General features: G+C 68.6%; 16 protein-coding genes. 11 read left to right on the forward strand and 5 right to left on the reverse strand.

What is annotated here, in order from left to right:
- The coding region (locus VH571_RS11490; protein WP_423264681.1) for a glycoside hydrolase family 6 protein at positions 1–200 on the forward strand (200 nt) is incomplete at its 5' end.
- 165 nt (positions 201–365) lie between these two features.
- The gene (locus VH571_RS11495) at positions 366–3,185 is read left to right on the forward strand and encodes a hypothetical protein (protein ID WP_423264683.1); all 2,820 of its coding nucleotides are present in this window, start codon (positions 366–368) and stop codon (positions 3,183–3,185) included.
- A gap of 24 nt (positions 3,186–3,209) precedes the next feature.
- On the opposite strand, the gene VH571_RS11500 is transcribed toward VH571_RS11495, so the two are convergent.
- Complete coding sequence (locus tag VH571_RS11500; protein WP_423264684.1) at positions 3,210–4,724, reverse strand: cryptochrome/photolyase family protein; 1,515 nt, start codon at positions 4,722–4,724, stop codon at positions 3,210–3,212.
- Between the two features lie 53 nt (positions 4,725–4,777).
- Between VH571_RS11500 and VH571_RS11505 the strand changes: the two genes are divergently transcribed.
- The 3 genes from VH571_RS11505 to VH571_RS11515 all read left to right on the forward strand — a co-directional run bounded on the left by VH571_RS11505 (position 4,778) and on the right by VH571_RS11515 (position 7,667).
- A complete protein-coding gene (locus VH571_RS11505; protein WP_423264685.1) occupies positions 4,778–5,131 on the forward strand; it encodes an SdpI family protein in 354 nt (117 codons plus the stop codon).
- Positions 5,132–5,226: 95 nt separating this feature from the next.
- The gene (locus VH571_RS11510; RefSeq protein ID WP_055961535.1) at positions 5,227–5,805 is read left to right on the forward strand and encodes a PadR family transcriptional regulator; all 579 of its coding nucleotides are present in this window, start codon (positions 5,227–5,229) and stop codon (positions 5,803–5,805) included.
- An 80-nt stretch (positions 5,806–5,885) separates the two neighbouring features.
- Positions 5,886–7,667: an MFS transporter gene (locus tag VH571_RS11515; protein WP_423264687.1), complete on the forward strand. Its 1,782-nt coding sequence runs from the start codon at positions 5,886–5,888 to the stop codon at positions 7,665–7,667.
- Between the two features lie 179 nt (positions 7,668–7,846).
- Here VH571_RS11515 and VH571_RS11520 read toward each other — a convergent pair whose 3' ends face one another.
- Positions 7,847–9,028, reverse strand: coding sequence for a C40 family peptidase (locus tag VH571_RS11520; RefSeq protein ID WP_423264688.1), 1,182 nt, complete (start codon positions 9,026–9,028; stop codon positions 7,847–7,849).
- Positions 9,029–9,110: 82 nt separating this feature from the next.
- Positions 9,111–10,109, reverse strand: a complete 999-nt coding sequence (locus tag VH571_RS11525; protein WP_423264689.1) for an alpha/beta hydrolase — start codon at positions 10,107–10,109, stop codon at positions 9,111–9,113.
- 118 nt (positions 10,110–10,227) lie between these two features.
- On the opposite strand from VH571_RS11525, the gene VH571_RS11530 reads away from it, so the two are divergent.
- The 3 genes from VH571_RS11530 to VH571_RS11540 are packed head-to-tail and all read left to right on the forward strand — an operon-like array spanning position 10,228 to position 13,617.
- A complete protein-coding gene (locus VH571_RS11530; protein WP_423264690.1) occupies positions 10,228–10,689 on the forward strand; it encodes a MarR family winged helix-turn-helix transcriptional regulator in 462 nt (153 codons plus the stop codon).
- Positions 10,686–11,882 (forward strand): hypothetical protein, encoded by a 1,197-nt coding sequence (locus VH571_RS11535; protein ID WP_423264691.1) that lies wholly within the window; start codon positions 10,686–10,688, stop codon positions 11,880–11,882. The genes VH571_RS11530 and VH571_RS11535 overlap by 4 nt, the downstream gene beginning before the upstream one ends.
- A gap of 1 nt (position 11,883) precedes the next feature.
- The gene (locus VH571_RS11540) at positions 11,884–13,617 is read left to right on the forward strand and encodes a glycosyltransferase family 2 protein (protein WP_423264692.1); all 1,734 of its coding nucleotides are present in this window, start codon (positions 11,884–11,886) and stop codon (positions 13,615–13,617) included.
- 31 nt (positions 13,618–13,648) lie between these two features.
- On the opposite strand, the gene VH571_RS11545 is transcribed toward VH571_RS11540, so the two are convergent.
- On the reverse strand, positions 13,649–13,996 hold the full coding sequence (locus tag VH571_RS11545) for a LysR family transcriptional regulator (protein ID WP_055962423.1): 348 nt from the start codon (positions 13,994–13,996) through the stop codon (positions 13,649–13,651).
- A 36-nt stretch (positions 13,997–14,032) separates the two neighbouring features.
- Between VH571_RS11545 and VH571_RS11550 the strand changes: the two genes are divergently transcribed.
- Positions 14,033–14,380: an MmcQ/YjbR family DNA-binding protein gene (locus tag VH571_RS11550; protein ID WP_423264693.1), complete on the forward strand. Its 348-nt coding sequence runs from the start codon at positions 14,033–14,035 to the stop codon at positions 14,378–14,380.
- A 110-nt stretch (positions 14,381–14,490) separates the two neighbouring features.
- Here VH571_RS11550 and VH571_RS11555 read toward each other — a convergent pair whose 3' ends face one another.
- Complete coding sequence (locus tag VH571_RS11555) at positions 14,491–14,706, reverse strand: hypothetical protein (RefSeq protein ID WP_055961549.1); 216 nt, start codon at positions 14,704–14,706, stop codon at positions 14,491–14,493.
- A gap of 136 nt (positions 14,707–14,842) precedes the next feature.
- Between VH571_RS11555 and pucL the strand changes: the two genes are divergently transcribed.
- Positions 14,843–15,736, forward strand: coding sequence for a factor-independent urate hydroxylase (gene pucL, locus VH571_RS11560; protein ID WP_423264694.1), 894 nt, complete (start codon positions 14,843–14,845; stop codon positions 15,734–15,736).
- 5 nt (positions 15,737–15,741) lie between these two features.
- The gene (locus VH571_RS11565; protein WP_423264696.1) at positions 15,742–16,218 is read left to right on the forward strand and encodes a nucleoside deaminase; all 477 of its coding nucleotides are present in this window, start codon (positions 15,742–15,744) and stop codon (positions 16,216–16,218) included.
- Positions 16,219–16,422 lie beyond the last annotated feature (204 nt).

Genomic DNA, 16,422 nt, shown 5'->3' on the forward strand with positions numbered 1-16,422 from the left:
GGAAGGGCACCTGGTGCAACCCCGACGGCGCAGGGCTCGGCCAACAGCCGCACGCCACCGACGGCACCACCGGGCTCGACGCACTGCTCTGGGTCAAGACCCCCGGCATCAGCGACGGCAACTGCAACGGCGGGCCCGACGCCGGCGTGTGGTTCGCCTCGTACGCCGAGCGTCTCGTCCGCAACGCGGCCGGGAGCTGAGCGCCCTCGACCGAAGCCGGAGCGGCGAACCGCAGGATCCTGCGCTCCGTGCTCCGGTCGGCGTTCGACCGCACCGAAAAGTGCTCGCGCCGCTGCCGCTCGGTGCCCTAGTGTGACCGGCGGGGGACGCGCTGGCGCTCCCCCTGCTTGCACGAGGGGACGATCATGGGTCGAACGACGACAATCCGCACACCGATGCGGGGCCGACTGCTCGGCGCCGCCGCCGTCGCCTGCGTGCTGGCCCTGGCGGGCACCGCGTTCGCCACTCCGGCGCATGCCGCCGCGGGTGCGCCCGTGGCCGAAGGCTCCGACTGGACGGTCACCAAGACGGCGGGCGGCTACGAGGTCAAGCTCGACGTCGACTCGCCGGTGCCCCTGCGCGGTGCCGCCCCCGTGCTGAAGGTCGACGGTCAGACGGTCGGCATCGCCGCCGAGAGCCTCGACCGGCGTCAGCTGACCGTGACCACCACCGATCCCGCCGCCGCGAGCGCGCAGTCGGTCGAGCTCGGCTGGTCGAGCGACTCCGACGCGTCTTCCGCCGGTGCCGCGGCTGCCGACGCAACTCCCCTCGTCACCCCCGACAACAAGCCGACACCGCTCTCGACCGACCCGGCGGCCACCGGGCAGTACACCGTCGCGCGCGCCGACTACGACCTCGGCGACGAGGCCGTCACCCTCCGCGGATTCGGCGGTCGCAAGGGCGAGATGCGCGCGGCGGTCTTCGTGCCGACGGATGCCCCCGGCAAGCGCCCGGTCGTCGTCTTCCTGCACGGTCGCCACGAAGCCTGCGTCGGGGGTCTCCCCAGCGAGCAGGCGTGGCCGTGCACGCGCCACCAGACCGACATTCCGAGCTACCTCGGCTACAACTCGGCGGCCAACGCGCTGGCGAGCAACGGCTACGTGGTCGTCTCGATCTCGGCGAATGCCATCAACGCCCTCGACGGCTCACTCGCCGACGACGGCGGAGCGGTCGCCCGTGGCCAGCTCGTGCTCGACCACCTCGACCTCCTCAAGCGCGCCGACGCCGGCACGGCCCCCGGCCTGTCGCCCCTGCTCGCCGGAAAGCTCGACCTGAACGACGTCGGCCTCATGGGGCACTCGCGCGGGGGCGACGGCGTTGTCCGCGCTGCACTGCTCAACCAGCAGCGCGCCACCCCGTTCGGAATCAAGGCCGTCCTCCCCCTCGCCCCGACCGACTTCGGGCGGATGACCCTTCCCGCAACGAACATGGCCGTCGTGCTCCCCTACTGCGACGGCGACGTCTCCGATCTCCAGGGCCAGCACTTCTACGACGACTCCCGGACGGCCTTCGGCGACGACGTGCTGCGCTCCTCGGTGCTGGTCATGGGCGCCGACCACAACTTCTTCAACTCGATCTGGACGCCCAGCAAGTACAAGCTGGCGTCGTCCGACGACTGGTACGACGACGAAGACGCGGTCTGCGGGGCGAAGTCGGCGACGACCACGCGCCTGTCGGCGGATCGCCAGTCGGCGGTCGGCACCACCCTGATCAGCGGATTCTTCCGCCTCACGCTCGGCGGCGACCAGCAGTTCCTGCCGATGTTCGACGGAAGCAACCACCAGCCGGCGAGCATCGGCGACGCCGACCTGCGAGTGTCGGCCTCGCTCCCGGGTGCCACCCGGCGCGATCTCGCCCTGTTCACCACGAAGGATCCTTCGGTGACGGCTTCTGGTGACATCACCGCCGTGACCTGCGCGAGTGCGGTGGGGTACGGCGCAGCGCCGGCCCTGCCCGCCTGCGTCGACGGCAACGTGACGACGGTGCCCGACTTCACCGAGGCCTACCTAGCACCGTCGGTGCCGTCGACCCCGTCGCTGCACGTCGTCCCGAAGGCGAAGAAGACCGGCGGTGAGGTGCACGTGCCCGTCGCCGCGGCCGCTCGCGACTTCTCGGGCTTCTCGACACTCTCGCTGCGACTCACTCCCGACGACAAGGCGACCGCGGCCGCCGACGTGTCGATCAGCCTGCACGACGCCGCCGGAAAGGTGTCGAGCAGGCGCCTCTCCGACTTCAGCGACGCCGGACAGGTGCTGCCGGGGAGCTCCGGCGCACCGCGCAAGACCCTGCTGCAGCAGGCGCGGATCCCCCTCTCGGCCTTCGCGACCGCTGGTACGGGTGCCGGTACGGGTGCCGGTACGGGTGCTGGCGCCGGCGCCGTCGATCTCACCGCCGTGACCGAGGTCACCATCGACGTGCCCGCCAAGAACGGCGGGATCCTTCTCAGCGACCTGTCGCTGTTGCCCACCCCGACCCTCGGCACTCCGGGCGGTGCCACGCGAGTCGCAGCCAGCCTGGCGAACCGCACCATCGACGAAGGCAACGGGCGCGCCAGCGCCAAAGCCGCGATCGTCCTGTCGAAGCCGGCTGTCTCGGCCGGGGCCGTCTACTTCGACCTCGACTACGCCTACGACGACCGGGTCGGCGCGGTGATGCAGAAGGTCACGTTCCAGCCCGGGCAGACCTGCAAGGCCGTCAGCATCCCCCTGCTGGGCGACAAGAAGGCGTCCAATCAGCCCCTCACCGGCTACGGCATGACCCTCAGCAACACGCAGGGTGGCGTGATCATCGGCGACTCGATCGGCCAGCTGACCGTCCGCGAAGACGACGGGGTGATCACCGACAAGGGTCGCCCGGTCGCGTCGGCCCCGGCCGTCGGCAAAGCCGGCGACCCCTGCGCGGAGGCCCAGGCCCCGGCGACGACGATCAGCGCGAGCCCGGCGACGGTCACGCCCGGCAAAGCGATGGCACTCAGCGCAGCCGGGTTCCGGGTGGGTGAGCGAGTGAAGGCGACGCTCGACGGACGCGTCGTCCTGCAGACGATCACGGCCAGCTCGAAGGGCACGATCCGCTTTCCGGTGACGAAGACGGCCAGCCTCAAGGCGGGCAAGCACCTGCTGACGGCGACCGGATACGGGTCGGCGCACCGGGCGGCGGGGTCTTTCACCGTGGCGGCGAAGAAGTAGGCGGGGCCGGGGCCGCACTCCGACCTAGAGCGGCGGCCGCTCCCGCTCCTGCGCCACGACGGCCTCGCGGTCGGCGAGACCCCGCAGCCCGGCCAACGGCTGAGCCATGCGGTGGTTCGTCGCCAACCGCGCCTGGTTCCGGTCGAGGAACGCCCAATACCCGGCCGTGAATGGGCACGCATCCTCGCCCAGCCGCTTCTTCGGCGAGAATCGGCAGCCGCCGCAGTAGTCCGTCATCCGGTTGATGTACGCGCCACCCGAGGCATACGGCTTCGTCGCGACGATGCCGCCGTCGGCGTGCTGCGACATGCCCACGACGTTGGCCGGCATCACCCAGGGCGTGCCGTCGACGAACATGTCGACGAACCAGTCGTTGAGCGCCTTCGGGTCGTAGCCGCGCTGCAGGGCCCAGTTGCCGAGCACCATCAGCCGCTGGATGTGATGGGCCCAGCCGTGCTCGCGAACCCCGTCGATGGCGTCATGCAGGCAGTTCGCCTCGATCGCGTCCGGGGTGAGCGTGGTGAACGCCTCCGGCAGCGGCTCGTGCGCCTCCAGCGCGTTGTTGCCGGCGGTGTAGCCCTCGCCGAGATACCAGTAGAGGTGCCACACGTAGTCGCGCCAGCCCGCGACCTGCCGCACGAACCCCTCGACGCTCGCGAGCGGGGCATTGCCGTTCGCGTGCTCGGCTGCGACCCGCTCGACGACGGCTCGCGGATCGAGCAACCCCAGGTTGAGCGGCGCGCTCAGCAGCGAGTGCGCCATCGTCCAGTCGCCGGTCAGCGTGGCGTCTTCGAACGGCCCGAAGTCGCCGAGCCTCGACTCGACGAAGTCATCGAGCGCGAGGGTCGCCTCCGCCTCGGTGACCGCGAACCGGCGCGGCCCGTCGGCCCCGACCAGCGTCACGCTCCCCTCGGCCTGCCAGCGGTCGAGGTCTCTTCGCACCTCGTCGTCGATGTCGTCTTCGGTCGGCCACCACGGATCGGGCAGACCCAGCGTGACGGCGTTCTTCGGCGGAGCGGCCCGGTTGTCGTGGTCGTAGTTCCACTGCCCGCCGACGGGCTGGTCGCCCTCCATCAGCAGCCCGGTGCGCTCCCGCACGGTTCGATAGAAATCTTCCAGCAGGATCCTGGAGCCCGGCTTACGTGCATCCGCCCACTCCCGGAAGACGCTCTCGTCGGTGACGAAGCCGCGGGAGACCAGGATCCTGCACCCCACGTTCCGCACGAAGCGCCTCGCCGCGTACGAGGTCGGGTCGATCACCTCGAGGTCGGCGTTGTCGAAGCCCGCCTCGACGCGCGCGGCCAACGCCTCGTCGTAGCTGTCGACGCGGTGGTACTCGCAGCGATCGCCGAGCTCGCGGGCGCGGTGCCGCATCGCGGAGAGCAGCAGGTGCGCCTTGGCCCGGTGGATCGGACGGCCCGAGATCAGCGACTTCGCTTCGATCAGAAGGATCCGGCCGCCGTCGTCGAATAGCGAGCCGAGTTGGCCTGTGAAGAGCCAGCGGGTGGGGGCCTCCGGAGGCGCGTCGTGCTCGGGCATGCGGTGGACAGTACCCGCCCGCCGTCATCTCGTACCGGCTCTAGGCTTGGCGGGTGATCGTCGCCGCTATCGTCCTCTTCGTCGCCGCCCTCCTGATCGTCGGCGTGACCGTTGCCGCCACCGGCGGGCTCCTCCCGATCAACAGCATCGCCGGCATCCGCTACCGCTACTTCATGTCGTCCGAGAGCGCCTGGCAGGCCGGGCACCACGCCGCGCTGCTGCCGGTCACGATCGGCGGCGTCATCATGGCCGCGGGCGGCGTCGTGCTGTTGCTGCGGCCCGCGACGCCCGAGCTCTTCGTCGTCGCGGTGATCGTGCTCTTCCTGGTGTTCGCGGCGTGGGGTGTGATCCGCGGCAACCGTGCGGCGCTCGACACGGTCGCCGCCCAGCATGTCGATGAGGTGTGAGACCTCGAATTCGACGGCTTTCAGGCCGCCGCGACCGTCGATTCTGAGGTTTTGCGCGGCTTGACAAGAATGACTAGTCACGCGAGAGTAGTCGCGTGTCTTCCATCCGCCTGTTCATCCTCGACGCGTTCGCGCGCTACGGCGAGATGCACGGGCACCAACTGCGCCTGCAGGCCGAGCAGGAGCGCATCGCCCTGTGGACCGACATCAGCGTCGGGGCACTCTACGGCGCCCTCAAGCGGCTGGCGGCCGACGAGCTGCTGACCGAGGTGCGGACCGAGCGCGAAGGCAACTTCCCTGAGCGCCAGGTCTACGCCATCACCGACCGGGGCCGTGACGTCCTCGCCACGTTGCACCGGTCGACCCTTCTCGAGGTCTCTCCAAAGCCCGACCCGTTCGACCTGGCACTCGCCCGGCTCGACCGTGAGCGCCTCGACGAACTGCCGCGTACCATCCAGGAGCGCGTCGACGCGTACGAGCGCCTGCTCGACGAGACCGTCGCGAACAACGAGCGGGCCCGGCAGTGGCTCACGGTCGGCGAGGAGTTCGTGATCGCCCACGGTGAGCACCGGCTCCGCTCGGAGATCGACTGGCTCCACAAACTGCAGAAGCATCTTCCAGCAATCGTCGACGACGAACGCGCGCGGGTCGAGCCCGACCGCGCCACCTCTTAACCCCTCCCCACACCCCGCAACCCCCGCACCAGTACCGGCCGCTCAGGCCCCTACCGGACTGCGGCACGAAAGGCCCGATCATGACCACCGCGACCGCAGCGGCCTCCAAGCCCAGCGCACCGCCCATTTCGAAGACGGCGTGGCGATCCCTCGTCGTCCTCCTCATGGGCATGTTCATCGCCCTGCTCGACACGACCATCGTCAACGTCGCGCTCCCCACCATTCGCACCTCGCTCGACGCCTCGGAGTCGACGATCTCGTGGATCATCTCGGGCTACGCGCTCGCGTTCGGTCTGGCGCTGATCCCGGCCGGCCGTATCGGCGACCGCATCGGCCACAAGTGGGTGTTCTTCACCGGCATCGCCCTGTTCACCGTCGCGTCATTCGCCTGTGGAATCGCGCAGACCGACGAGCAGCTCGTCGTCTTCCGCGTGATCCAGGGGCTCGCCGGCGGCATCTACGTTCCGGCCGTGACCGCGTTCATCCAGATCCTCTTTCCGCCGCAGTCCCGCGGCAAAGCCTTCGCGATCATGGGCAGTGTCATCGGCGTCTCGTCGGCGCTCGGCCCCATCGTCGGAGGTCTACTAATCCAGGCGTTCGGCGACACCGATGGCTGGCGGACCGTCTTCTACGTCAACCTGCCCATCGGCGCAGCGACCCTGATCTTCGCGGCAATCTGGCTGCCGAAACGCGACAAGAGCGCCCCGCGCCCTCCGGCCGGTCTCGACTGGTTCGGCGTGATCCTCGTCTCGGCCGCCCTCGTCGCCCTCCTCGTGCCGCTCATCCAGGGCCAGGACGCCGGATGGCCGCTCTGGACCTACCTCACCCTCGCCGGCGGCGTCGTACTCCTTGCCGTGTTCGGCCTCTGGGAGGTCCGGGTCGCCCGCCGCGACGGCTCGCCTCTCGTGCCGCCGTCGCTGTTCAAGCACCCTCAGTTCACCGGCGGGCTGATCCTCGCGCTGGTCTACTTCGCGGCCTTCACAAGCATCTTCTTCACGATCTCGCTGCTCTGGCAGACCGGCCTGCAGCACTCGGCGCTCGAGTCCGGCGCCGTCACGATCCCCTTCGCGGTCGGGTCGATCCTCGGATCCTCGCAGAGCAACCGCCTGTCGCAGCGCCTCGGTCGCACCGTCCTCATCGTAGGAACGGCCCTCGTCGCGATCGGCCTCATCTGGATCTGGCTACTGCTGCTGAACGTCACCGGCACCGACCTCTCGCACTGGATGCTCCTCGCGCCGCTCGCCATCGCCGGTATCGGCAACGGGCTCTTCATCGCGCCGAACGCCCAGTTCATCGTCGCGACGGTGGACCGCAAAGACGCAGGATCCGGCTCGGCCGTGATCGCAGCCATCCAACGCATCGGCTCCGCCGTCGGCATCGCCATCATCGGCTCGGTGTTGTTCGGTGGCATCGTCACCCCGAAGCCGGGGCCCAACGCCGGTGCCGAGTTCGCGGCCGGGTTCACCACTGCGTCGGCGCACGCGATGATGGTCAGCGCGATCTTCGCCGTGGCCGCCTTCGTGCTGGTGTTCGCGCTGCCGAAGCGCGTCGGATTCGGCGGAGCGCCGGCCGGCGGGAAGCCTGGGGCCGGTCCTGGTGCAGGTGCAGGCGCCAGTGCCAGTGCCAGTGCCAGTGCCAGTGCCAGTGCCAGTGCAGTCGACAAGCCGGGAGCTGACGCGGCTGGCAACGCAGGCAGTGCTGGCGCGGCTGGCCGTGCTGACGCGCACGGCGCCCACGCGGCCGATCCCGAGCACCCGGCCGAGCCCATCCACGCCGGGCACGGGGCCCACGCCGCGGCGCCCGCGACGACGCACGGCTCGCATGCGGCCGACGTCGAGCCCGACGCCGAGCCGAAGGCATAACCCGCCCGGCGAAAGTGCACAAAACGGCCTCCGAGTCTTGCTCGGGGGCCGTTTTCTGCACTCTCGTGGCGGGTGCATAAATAGCGGGCCGCCGCACCCGTTCATGACTATGGCAAAAGCAACGTTTCTACCCGCTCAGGCGCCAGAATCGGCCGATTGTGCCAGAGTTCTGAACGGACCTAGCCAGCGATGCGGACGAAGTGGTGCGCTTGATCCCAGATGGGACGGACGGTCACGAAGCCGCCGGGCTTCGGCGCGTCGAGGATCATGCCGTTGCCCGCGTAGATGCCGTCGTGCTCTTCGTTGTCGAAGACGACCAGATCGCCGGGAACGGCCTCGCTCTGCGAGATCGTCGTGCCCATGGCGTCTTGCGTGGGCACGTAGTGCGGCAGGTCGATGCCGAACTGCGCGTAGACGAACATGATGAGGCCTGAGCAGTCGAAGGCCGAAGGATCGCCGCCGCCGTGAACGTAGGGAGTGCCGAGGTACTGCAGGGCGACCTGGAAGACCTCGGCGCGATCGAGGTGATCGTAGAGCGGCTTGGCCAGGTAGTCGGCGGCGGAGGGCCCGGTGTAGTCGGTGACCCCCAGGGCTTCGCGGGCCGAGATCGCGGTCTTCTCGTAGTCGACGACCGAGGTGGCGCCGTAGCCGTCGCGGGCTCCGACAGTGGTGGTCACGCTGCTTGAGACCGCGTACTGCTGACTACCCGAGGCGACCGAAGCGGCGCCCGTACCCGTGCCTGCGGCGAATGCCTGGCTCTGCGTGGCGTCGAGCGCCGGGATGATGCTGGTCGCGACGATGCCGCAGACGATCGTGAGCAGACCGACGCGTCGAGCGGTCGTGGCGATACTGCCGCGACGGGTGCGAGCGACTTCGGCCGGGCGCACCGCAGCGGTCTGCGAGGCGGTGCGGCGGCGGGGAGCGGCAGGAGCCGAGACGAACGTCTGCCGACGCCCGTGCACGTGCCCGGGGATGCTCGCCGCGAGCCCGCCGAACGAGCCGGTGGTCGACGAGGTCGGGGTAGAAAGCGCAGGATCCGACACGGCCGGCGACTCGACGACGGGTGCCTCGGTTACAACTCGGGTGGCCGTGGGCGCAACGACGGGCGAGGTGGGCACAGCCGCGGGGGCACCCGACGCGGCAGCACCGGAGACGAGCTCGGCCGCAGCGGCGGCCTCGCGGGCCGCTCGCGCGGCGCGGCGCGGGCTGATGACCGTGTCGAGCACCGGGGCGGATGCGCCGCCGACCTCGGACGCACCGGCAACTCGGGGAAGGTCGTTGCTCTGGGAGACGACAGGAGCCGCTCGACGACCGGAGCGGCGGGTTAGCGGCTCAACGGAGGCGAGGTCTGTCGTTGTCATCGGCATCCACCCTAGGGGGGATTTTGGGGCCGGATCAACCTCCATTCCTAGGGTCGCGGTCTTCTCGCGATATCCGGTTCAACTAGAGGTTGAGGGTCGTGCTCAGAAACTTCACGGTCGCCTCGTAGGCTTCGCGGGCCTCAGGCAGGTGCGCGTGGAACTGGTACTCGTGCGGCAGACCGAGTCGGCGCCCGTCCTGCCAAAGGAGCCGAGCGACCGGCACTCCCAGCTCGGTGAGGCGATCGGCGAACGGGATCGACTGGATCCTGGTGAGGGGATCCGCGTCGCCGCCCGACACGAACGAGGGCGGAAAGGCGGAGGTGAGAGCGGGGAGCGTCGAGAGGCCCGCCGCCTTCGGCGAGCGCGTCCATCGTCGGGTGCCCGTGTAGGCCCACAGTGCCTTGTGGAACCCCCACGCCATGATGCCCCGAAGTTCGGCCACGGCCTCGAAGTCGTAGATGCCGCAGTGCAGGATCGTCGCTGCGAGTTGCTCGGGGCGGAGGCTCGGTTCGAAGCCGATCCGTGCGGCGTAGGCGGGGTTCGTCGCGGCGGCGGCGAGCTGGCTGGCGAGCTGCGCACCGGCCGAGTCGCCAGCGAGCACGATCCGGTCGGGATCGACGCCGAGTTCGGCGGCGTTCGAAAGGAGGTGCCGGAGGGCGTCGTCGATCTGGCGGAGCGGCGTGGGGTAGTGAGCGTCGGGGCCGACCGTGTAGTCGACCGCCACCGTCGTGTAGCCCTCGAAGGCCAGGTCGCGGACGTAGGGGCGGACGTCGGCCCGCGAGCCCGAGACCCAGGCGCCGCCGTGGATCCACACGATGGTCGGGCGGGGGCGCACCTCGCCGAGAGGGCGGTAGAGGTCGTACCGGAGGTCGTCTCGGATCCTGCCGTAACGAATACCAGGCCGCTCTGTCACCGGGCCCGCAGTCGAGTACTGCTCCATCTCACGCACGCACGATCGGGTGCCGCGGTCGAACAGCCACCGGATCGCGGCCACCGCCGGGCGGGGCGTGATCAGCTCACTCGTGACGACGGCGCTTGCGGCGAGGGCGGCCAGGCCGAGGAGGGCGGTGGGGGTGCGCATCGCTCCAGTCTGACCCGTCTACACCCCTTCCTTGGGGGCTTGGCACGGACGGTGAGAATTTTTACCCTTGGACTATCCGGCCTCTGAACTTCAGACCGGAGAAACACCGGGAGTAGATGTGATCACCACCCAGAGCGCAGCCGAGGCTCCCGACGAGACGAGCGTGCACCACCTGTTGGGCGCGTTCCAGCGGTTTCAGGGTCAGAACGAGCGCATGACCTCGCAGCTGATCCTCGAGCACGGGGTCGGCGCCGTCGAGCTTCGAGCCCTGCTGACTCTGCGCGTTCACGGCGAGATGACTCTGACCCGGCTCGGGCAGCTCCTCTGTCAGATCCCCAGCACGATCACGTTCCTCGCCGACCGCCTCGAGAAGGCCGGCTACCTCGCGCGACGACCGAACCCCACTGATCGGCGCAGCCTGCTCGTCTCGCTGACGTCGGACGGCGGAGAAGTCGTCGCCGACATCTGGGAGCGCTACCGCGTGCTGTTCAGCACCGTGGTCGATCGCGATGACGTCGGCCGGCTGACGCGGGTGTTCGACGACCTGAGCGCAGCCATACCGGTCGAGGCGACGCGATGACCGTCCTGCCGACCGGCGCGGCCCCCATACACACAGAGTCGACCGTCCTGCCGCGCGTCGCGCCCCGCCAGCCCCGCGTCCGCCTCGACGCCTTCCCCCGCAAAGCCTCGAACCGCTGGCTGCTGCGACTCGCGCTGGCCGCGCCCTTCGTCATCATCGCGCTGATCGAGCATTTCTCCAGCGGACTCACGTCGGGCACGACCGTCAACCAGGATCTCCTGGCCCGGGTCGAGCAGATCGACTGGACCCGCGCCGACGTGTCGTGGGTCGGCAGCCTCTACCCGCCGATCGGCACGGTATTGGCCTCGCTCATCCCCGGCGGAACGCTCGGTCTCGGTATCGCCGGCGCCGTCGTGGCAGGGCCGTTCCTGCAGCAGATGATCGAGGTGATGCACCAGCGCCGGTTCCCGCGGATCAAGGCGACCGCGTTCTTCATCGCCCTCGCGGTCAATCCCCTCTTCGCCTACACGGTCACAACGAACTTCGAGGCTTTCCTCGGTATCGCGTTCTTCGGGGTGGGCGCGATCAACATGTTCCGCTTCATCGTGAACCGCAACACCCAGGCGGGCTTCCGGGCCGGGCTCCTCTTCATGGTGAGCGCCCTGAGCAGCACCAGCGGTCTCGTCTACATCGCCGTCGCCGGTGTCACCGCGCCCCTGCTGACGCTCGCACGGAGAGGTCAGCGCGGAGCGCGTGCCTCGAACATCCTCGTGATCCTCTTCCCCACCCTGTCGACCTTCGTGACGGTGTTCTTCCTCCAGCTGGTGTTCCTTCACCGGCCCTTCGCCGTGCTGACGACCCAGTTCACCTACGACCCGACTCGCTGGGCGCTCTTCCCGCAACTCGTCACAACCCTGAACGGCTTTCTGATCCTCGCTCCGATGCTGTCCGGCTGGGCCCTGGCGCTGCTCGTCCGACGGCCCGGCGCGATCCTCATCTCGACGTTCCTCTTCGTCGCGCTGATCTTCGGCTACGTGTTCGACCTCATCCCGCTGAACGCGGCCGGCAACACGTTCCTGATCATGACCATGATGGGCATTGCGATCCTGCCCGCCGCCACCACGAGGCGGGCAACCACCCTGATCACCATCGTCGCGGGGGCGCAGATCATCATCGCCTGGGCGGCCGCCTACAACCGTCCGGTCGTGCTCGACTGGATGGGCTCCCTCACGCACGCGCTCGGATGGAACTGACATGGACGCCACGACGACCTCGACCCCTCTGGTCTCCGAGCCGGGCGCCGGTCGGCACCGCGCCGGCCGCCCCCTGTCGCTCGATCCGGCCTGGGCGCACTCGATCGACCTCGACCTGGTTCGACGAGGATCCGGGCAGCGCTACATCACCGAAGACTGGCTGCCCCTGCGCCGGCTTGCCGACGGCACCCTCCTGATCGCCTCCACCGAGAGGTTCAACGACGCCGCCCTCGCCGACGCCCTCAGCGAGGAGTTCGACGAGCCGGTCGTCTTCACGCGCGTGGGGCCGTGGGAGCTCAAGAGCATCGCCCTCAAGGTCTTCGGCGACAAGGTCGCCGATGACGCCGCGAACGCATTGTTCCTCCGCAACCCCGAGCTCTCGGGCCGGATCGTGTTCTCGAGAAGCCAGAAGATCTCGGGCCTCGTCATCGGCATCGCGCTGGTCGTGCTGGCCCTACTGTGGCCGCGCGAGACGGCCATCGGCGTGCTCGCGACGGTGAGCCTGGTATTCCTCGCCGGCACCGCGTTCAAATTCTTCGTGTCTCTGCAGGGCGCGCGGTTCGACGTCGTGGAGCGCATCACCGACACCGAGGTCGCCGAGCTCTCGGACGACGACCTGCCGGTCTACACGGTCTTGGTGCCGGTGTTCCACGAGGCGAACATCGTCGCGCAGCTGATCGACAACCTCGGCGGACTCGACTATCCGGTGCACAAGCTCGAGGTACTGATCCTGATCGAGGAGGAAGACCTCGAGACGCGCCAGGCCATCGAGAAGGCCGAGCCGCCAGCGCACTTCCACATCGTCACCGTGCCGAAGGGGCACCCGCAGACGAAGCCCCGCGCCTGCAACGTGGGCCTCTTCCTCGCCTCGGGCAGCTACCTCGTGATCTACGACGCCGAAGACACCCCCGATCCCGATCAGCTCAAGAAGGCCCTGATCGCGTTCGACCGTGGCGGCGACGACACCGTGTGCGTGCAGGCGGCGCTCAACTACTTCAACGCCACCGAGAACGCCCTCACCCGCATGTTCACGCTCGAGTACTCGTACTGGTTCGACTACATGCTCGCGGGCCTCGACCGCTCGAACCTCCCGATCCCCCTCGGCGGCACGTCGAACCACTTCCGCACCGAGGCGCTCATCGAACTCGGCGGCTGGGATCCCTACAACGTGACCGAAGACGCCGACCTCGGCATCCGTGCATCCGCCATCGGCTACCGCGTCGGCGTGATCAACTCCACGACGATGGAGGAGGCGAACACCTCCATTCCGAACTTCATCCGCCAGCGATCGAGGTGGATCAAGGGCTACATGCAGACCACGCTCGTGCACGCGAGGCGACCCGTCGCTCTCATCCGCGAGGTCGGCATCGTCCGGTTCCTCGCCTTCGCCCTCCTGATCGGAGGAACCCCGGCGACCTTCCTCGGAGTGATCCCGTTCTATCTGCTGACCGCGGCCTCGCTGGCGATCCCGAGCACGGTCATCTCGTCGGTGTTCCCGGTCTGGGTGCTCTGGATCTGCCTGTTCAACTTCCTCATCGGCAACGGGATCATGGTGTACCTGTCGATGATGGGGCCCTTCAAACGCGGAACGTTCAACCTGATCCTGTGGTCACTTTTGAACCCGGTGTACTGGATCCTGCACTCGCTCGCCGCGTACAAGGGGCTCTGGCAGCTGTTGACCCGCCCGCACTACTGGGAGAAGACCGAGCACGGTCTGACGCAGCAGACGTCGTAGCGTTCGTCTCGTCGGGAACTCAGGATCCGCGTCAGCGCCCTTGACGCTTCTTGAAAGGCTTGGGTTCGCCCTTGAGCACCTTGCCGCGTCCGACACCCTTCGATGCCTTCGCTTTGCCGCCTGCCGGCTTCGGCTCGGGCGGAGGCGGGGTCGAGGGCTTGGCGAGCTCCGCGTAGGCGTCGGCGAGCGCCGCCTGACCGGCCCGCGTCAGTCGCGGTTCGGGGTCGGTGCGGTCGAAGAGCGTCTTGCCGTATTCGGCCTCGATGGCGGCGAGCGACGAGTTGAGTTTCTGGCGCGAGATGTCGAGCCGCTGAGCCGCTCGGGGAAAGTGCAGCTCCTCGGCCGCGACGACGAAATGGCGCAGCTGGCTGATCTTCACCTGCACAACTTACCGTCGGTGCGGCAGGATCGACGCATGGACGACCAGGCGGCTTACGACCTCTGCGCCAATCTGCCGTCGGCGGAGCTGACGCACCCGTTCGGTTTCGAGACGGCGGTCTACAAGGTGCGCGGCAAGGTGTTCGCCCTGTTGCCACTCGTGGGCGATCGCGGGTCGATCACGCTGAAGGTCGATCCGGAGGACGCCCTCGTGCTGGTGCGCGACCACGACGAGATCACGCCGGGCTACCACATGAACAAGCGGCACTGGATCACGGTCGACCTCGACGGCGCCCTGGCCGACGACCTCGTGGCGGATCTGATCGCCGAGTCGTACCGGCTCGTGGTGCAGACGTTGCCTCGGGTGCGGCAGCCGGTGGCGTGATGCGTCTGGGCCGGTCGCATCCGCCGGATCCTGAGGAAGCGACGCAGGCCGCAGGCCGGGACTGCGCTCAGCCCAGAGCTCTACGGAGTTGCGCTCTACGGAGTTGCGCTCTACGGAGTCGCGCTCGACGACGGGCTCGGCGACACAGTCGGCACCGGAGCGTTGTCGCTCGCATGAATCGTGCTGACGAAGATGATCACGACGACCGCGACGGTCGCGACGGCACCGAGCACGATGAAGAGGAGTCGACGACGCATCGTGCGCTCCTCCTCGAGAAGGCGCTCTTCTTCGCGACGCTGCGCTGCTCGCTGTGCTTTCGATGCCACGCGTCGACGCTAGCGGATCGGAACCGGCCACGGGGGATCCTGAGCGCTGTAGCAGCGCGACCCCGGCTCGATCCGCGTCATTGCCCGGAACGGCGGTGAAACATCCCCGTCACACGATGTTGACAGAATCAACATCATGGCGATCATCCTCGGAGACAACCAGTACGGAAAAGCGGAGTCGCGCGTCGTGCGCATCGTCCGCGACACTGCTCGGCACGAGATCCACGACCTCAATGTGACGACGGCTCTGCGGGGTCCGTTCGCCGAGGCGTACCTCTCGGGCGACCAGTCGAACGTGCTGCCCACCGACACTCAGAAGAACACGGCGTACGCGTTCGCGAAGACGAAGGGTGTCGAGGCGATCGAGCAGTACGGTCTCGAACTCGCACGCCACTTCGTGAACGAGACCGACCCCGTCGAGGGCGCTCGCATCGAGATCGAGGAGTTCGCCTGGGAGCGAGCGCTCGTCGACGGCACCGAGCACGACCACACCTGGCTGCGCAAAGGGCAGGAGGTGCGGACCGCCGCGATCACGGTCGACGCCACGGGCGAGTACGTGATCGGCGGGCTCAAAGACCTGGTGCTGCTGAAGAGCACGGGGTCGGAGTTCGCCGGCTTCCTCTCGGACGAGTTCACCACCCTGCCCGAGACCCACGACCGCGTGATGGCGACCGCCCTCGACGCGAAGTGGCGCTTCACCTCGGTCGACGTCGAATGGAACGCCGTCTACCCCGAGATCAAGGCGCTCATGGTCAAGGAGTTCGCGACCCTGCAGTCGCTGGCCCTGCAGCAGACGCTCTGGCACATGGGCACGGCCGTGATGGAGGCCTTCCCCTTCATCGCCGAGGTGCGGCTGAAGGCACCGAACAAGCACCACTTCGACTACGACCTCGGTCGTTTCGGCATCGAGAACCGCGGCGAGGTCTTCTTCGCCTCCGATCGTGCCTACGGGCTGATCGAGGCGACCCTCCTGCGCGATGACGCTCCGCCGGCGAACGACGCCTGGCGCGCCTCCGCTGGTCTAGCGTGAACGCAGTGAACACACCTCAGGATCCGGGATACCTCGCTCAGGCCATCGCGCTCGCCCAGCAGAACGTCGCCGAGGGTGGCGGTCCGTTCGGCGCCGTCATCGTGCGTGAGGGCGAGGTGATCGCGACCGGCCAGAACCGGGTGACTCGCGACTTCGATCCGACCGCGCACGCCGAGGTCGTCGCGATCCGTGCCGCCTGTCAGGTCGTGGGTGACTTCTCGTTGGCGGGTGCCACGCTGTATACGTCGTGCGAGCCGTGCCCGCTGTGCCTGTCGGCGTCGCTCTGGGCCCGGCTCGACCGCGTCGTGTTCGCGGCCGACAGGTACGACGCCGCTCGCGGCGGGTTCGACGATCTCGCGTTCTACGAGTTGTTCGCCACTCCCCGGTCGGAGTGGGATCTGCCGATCGACTCGGTGCGCCCGGACGACGCGTCGGCTCCATTCGACGACTGGCTGGCCAAAGAGGGCCGGACCGACTACTAGCTGTCAGCTCTAGCCCGCTTCGCTCCACTCGGGGCCAATTTGCGAGTGGTTTTTGCTTACCGACGCGTATCGGCAGTAACGGGTGTGACTTGCGGTGCGGATCGCTCTCAAATTCGCGGCTGCGTGCGGCGTCGCGCCCGAAGGTACCGCGCGGCGCGGGTCGCAGTGCCGGACGACCGAGGCTTGTCCGAGGTCCGGCACCGC

The organism is Frondihabitans sp. 4ASC-45, assembly GCF_049472575.1.
Classification (GTDB): Bacteria; Actinomycetota; Actinomycetes; order Actinomycetales; family Microbacteriaceae; genus Frondihabitans.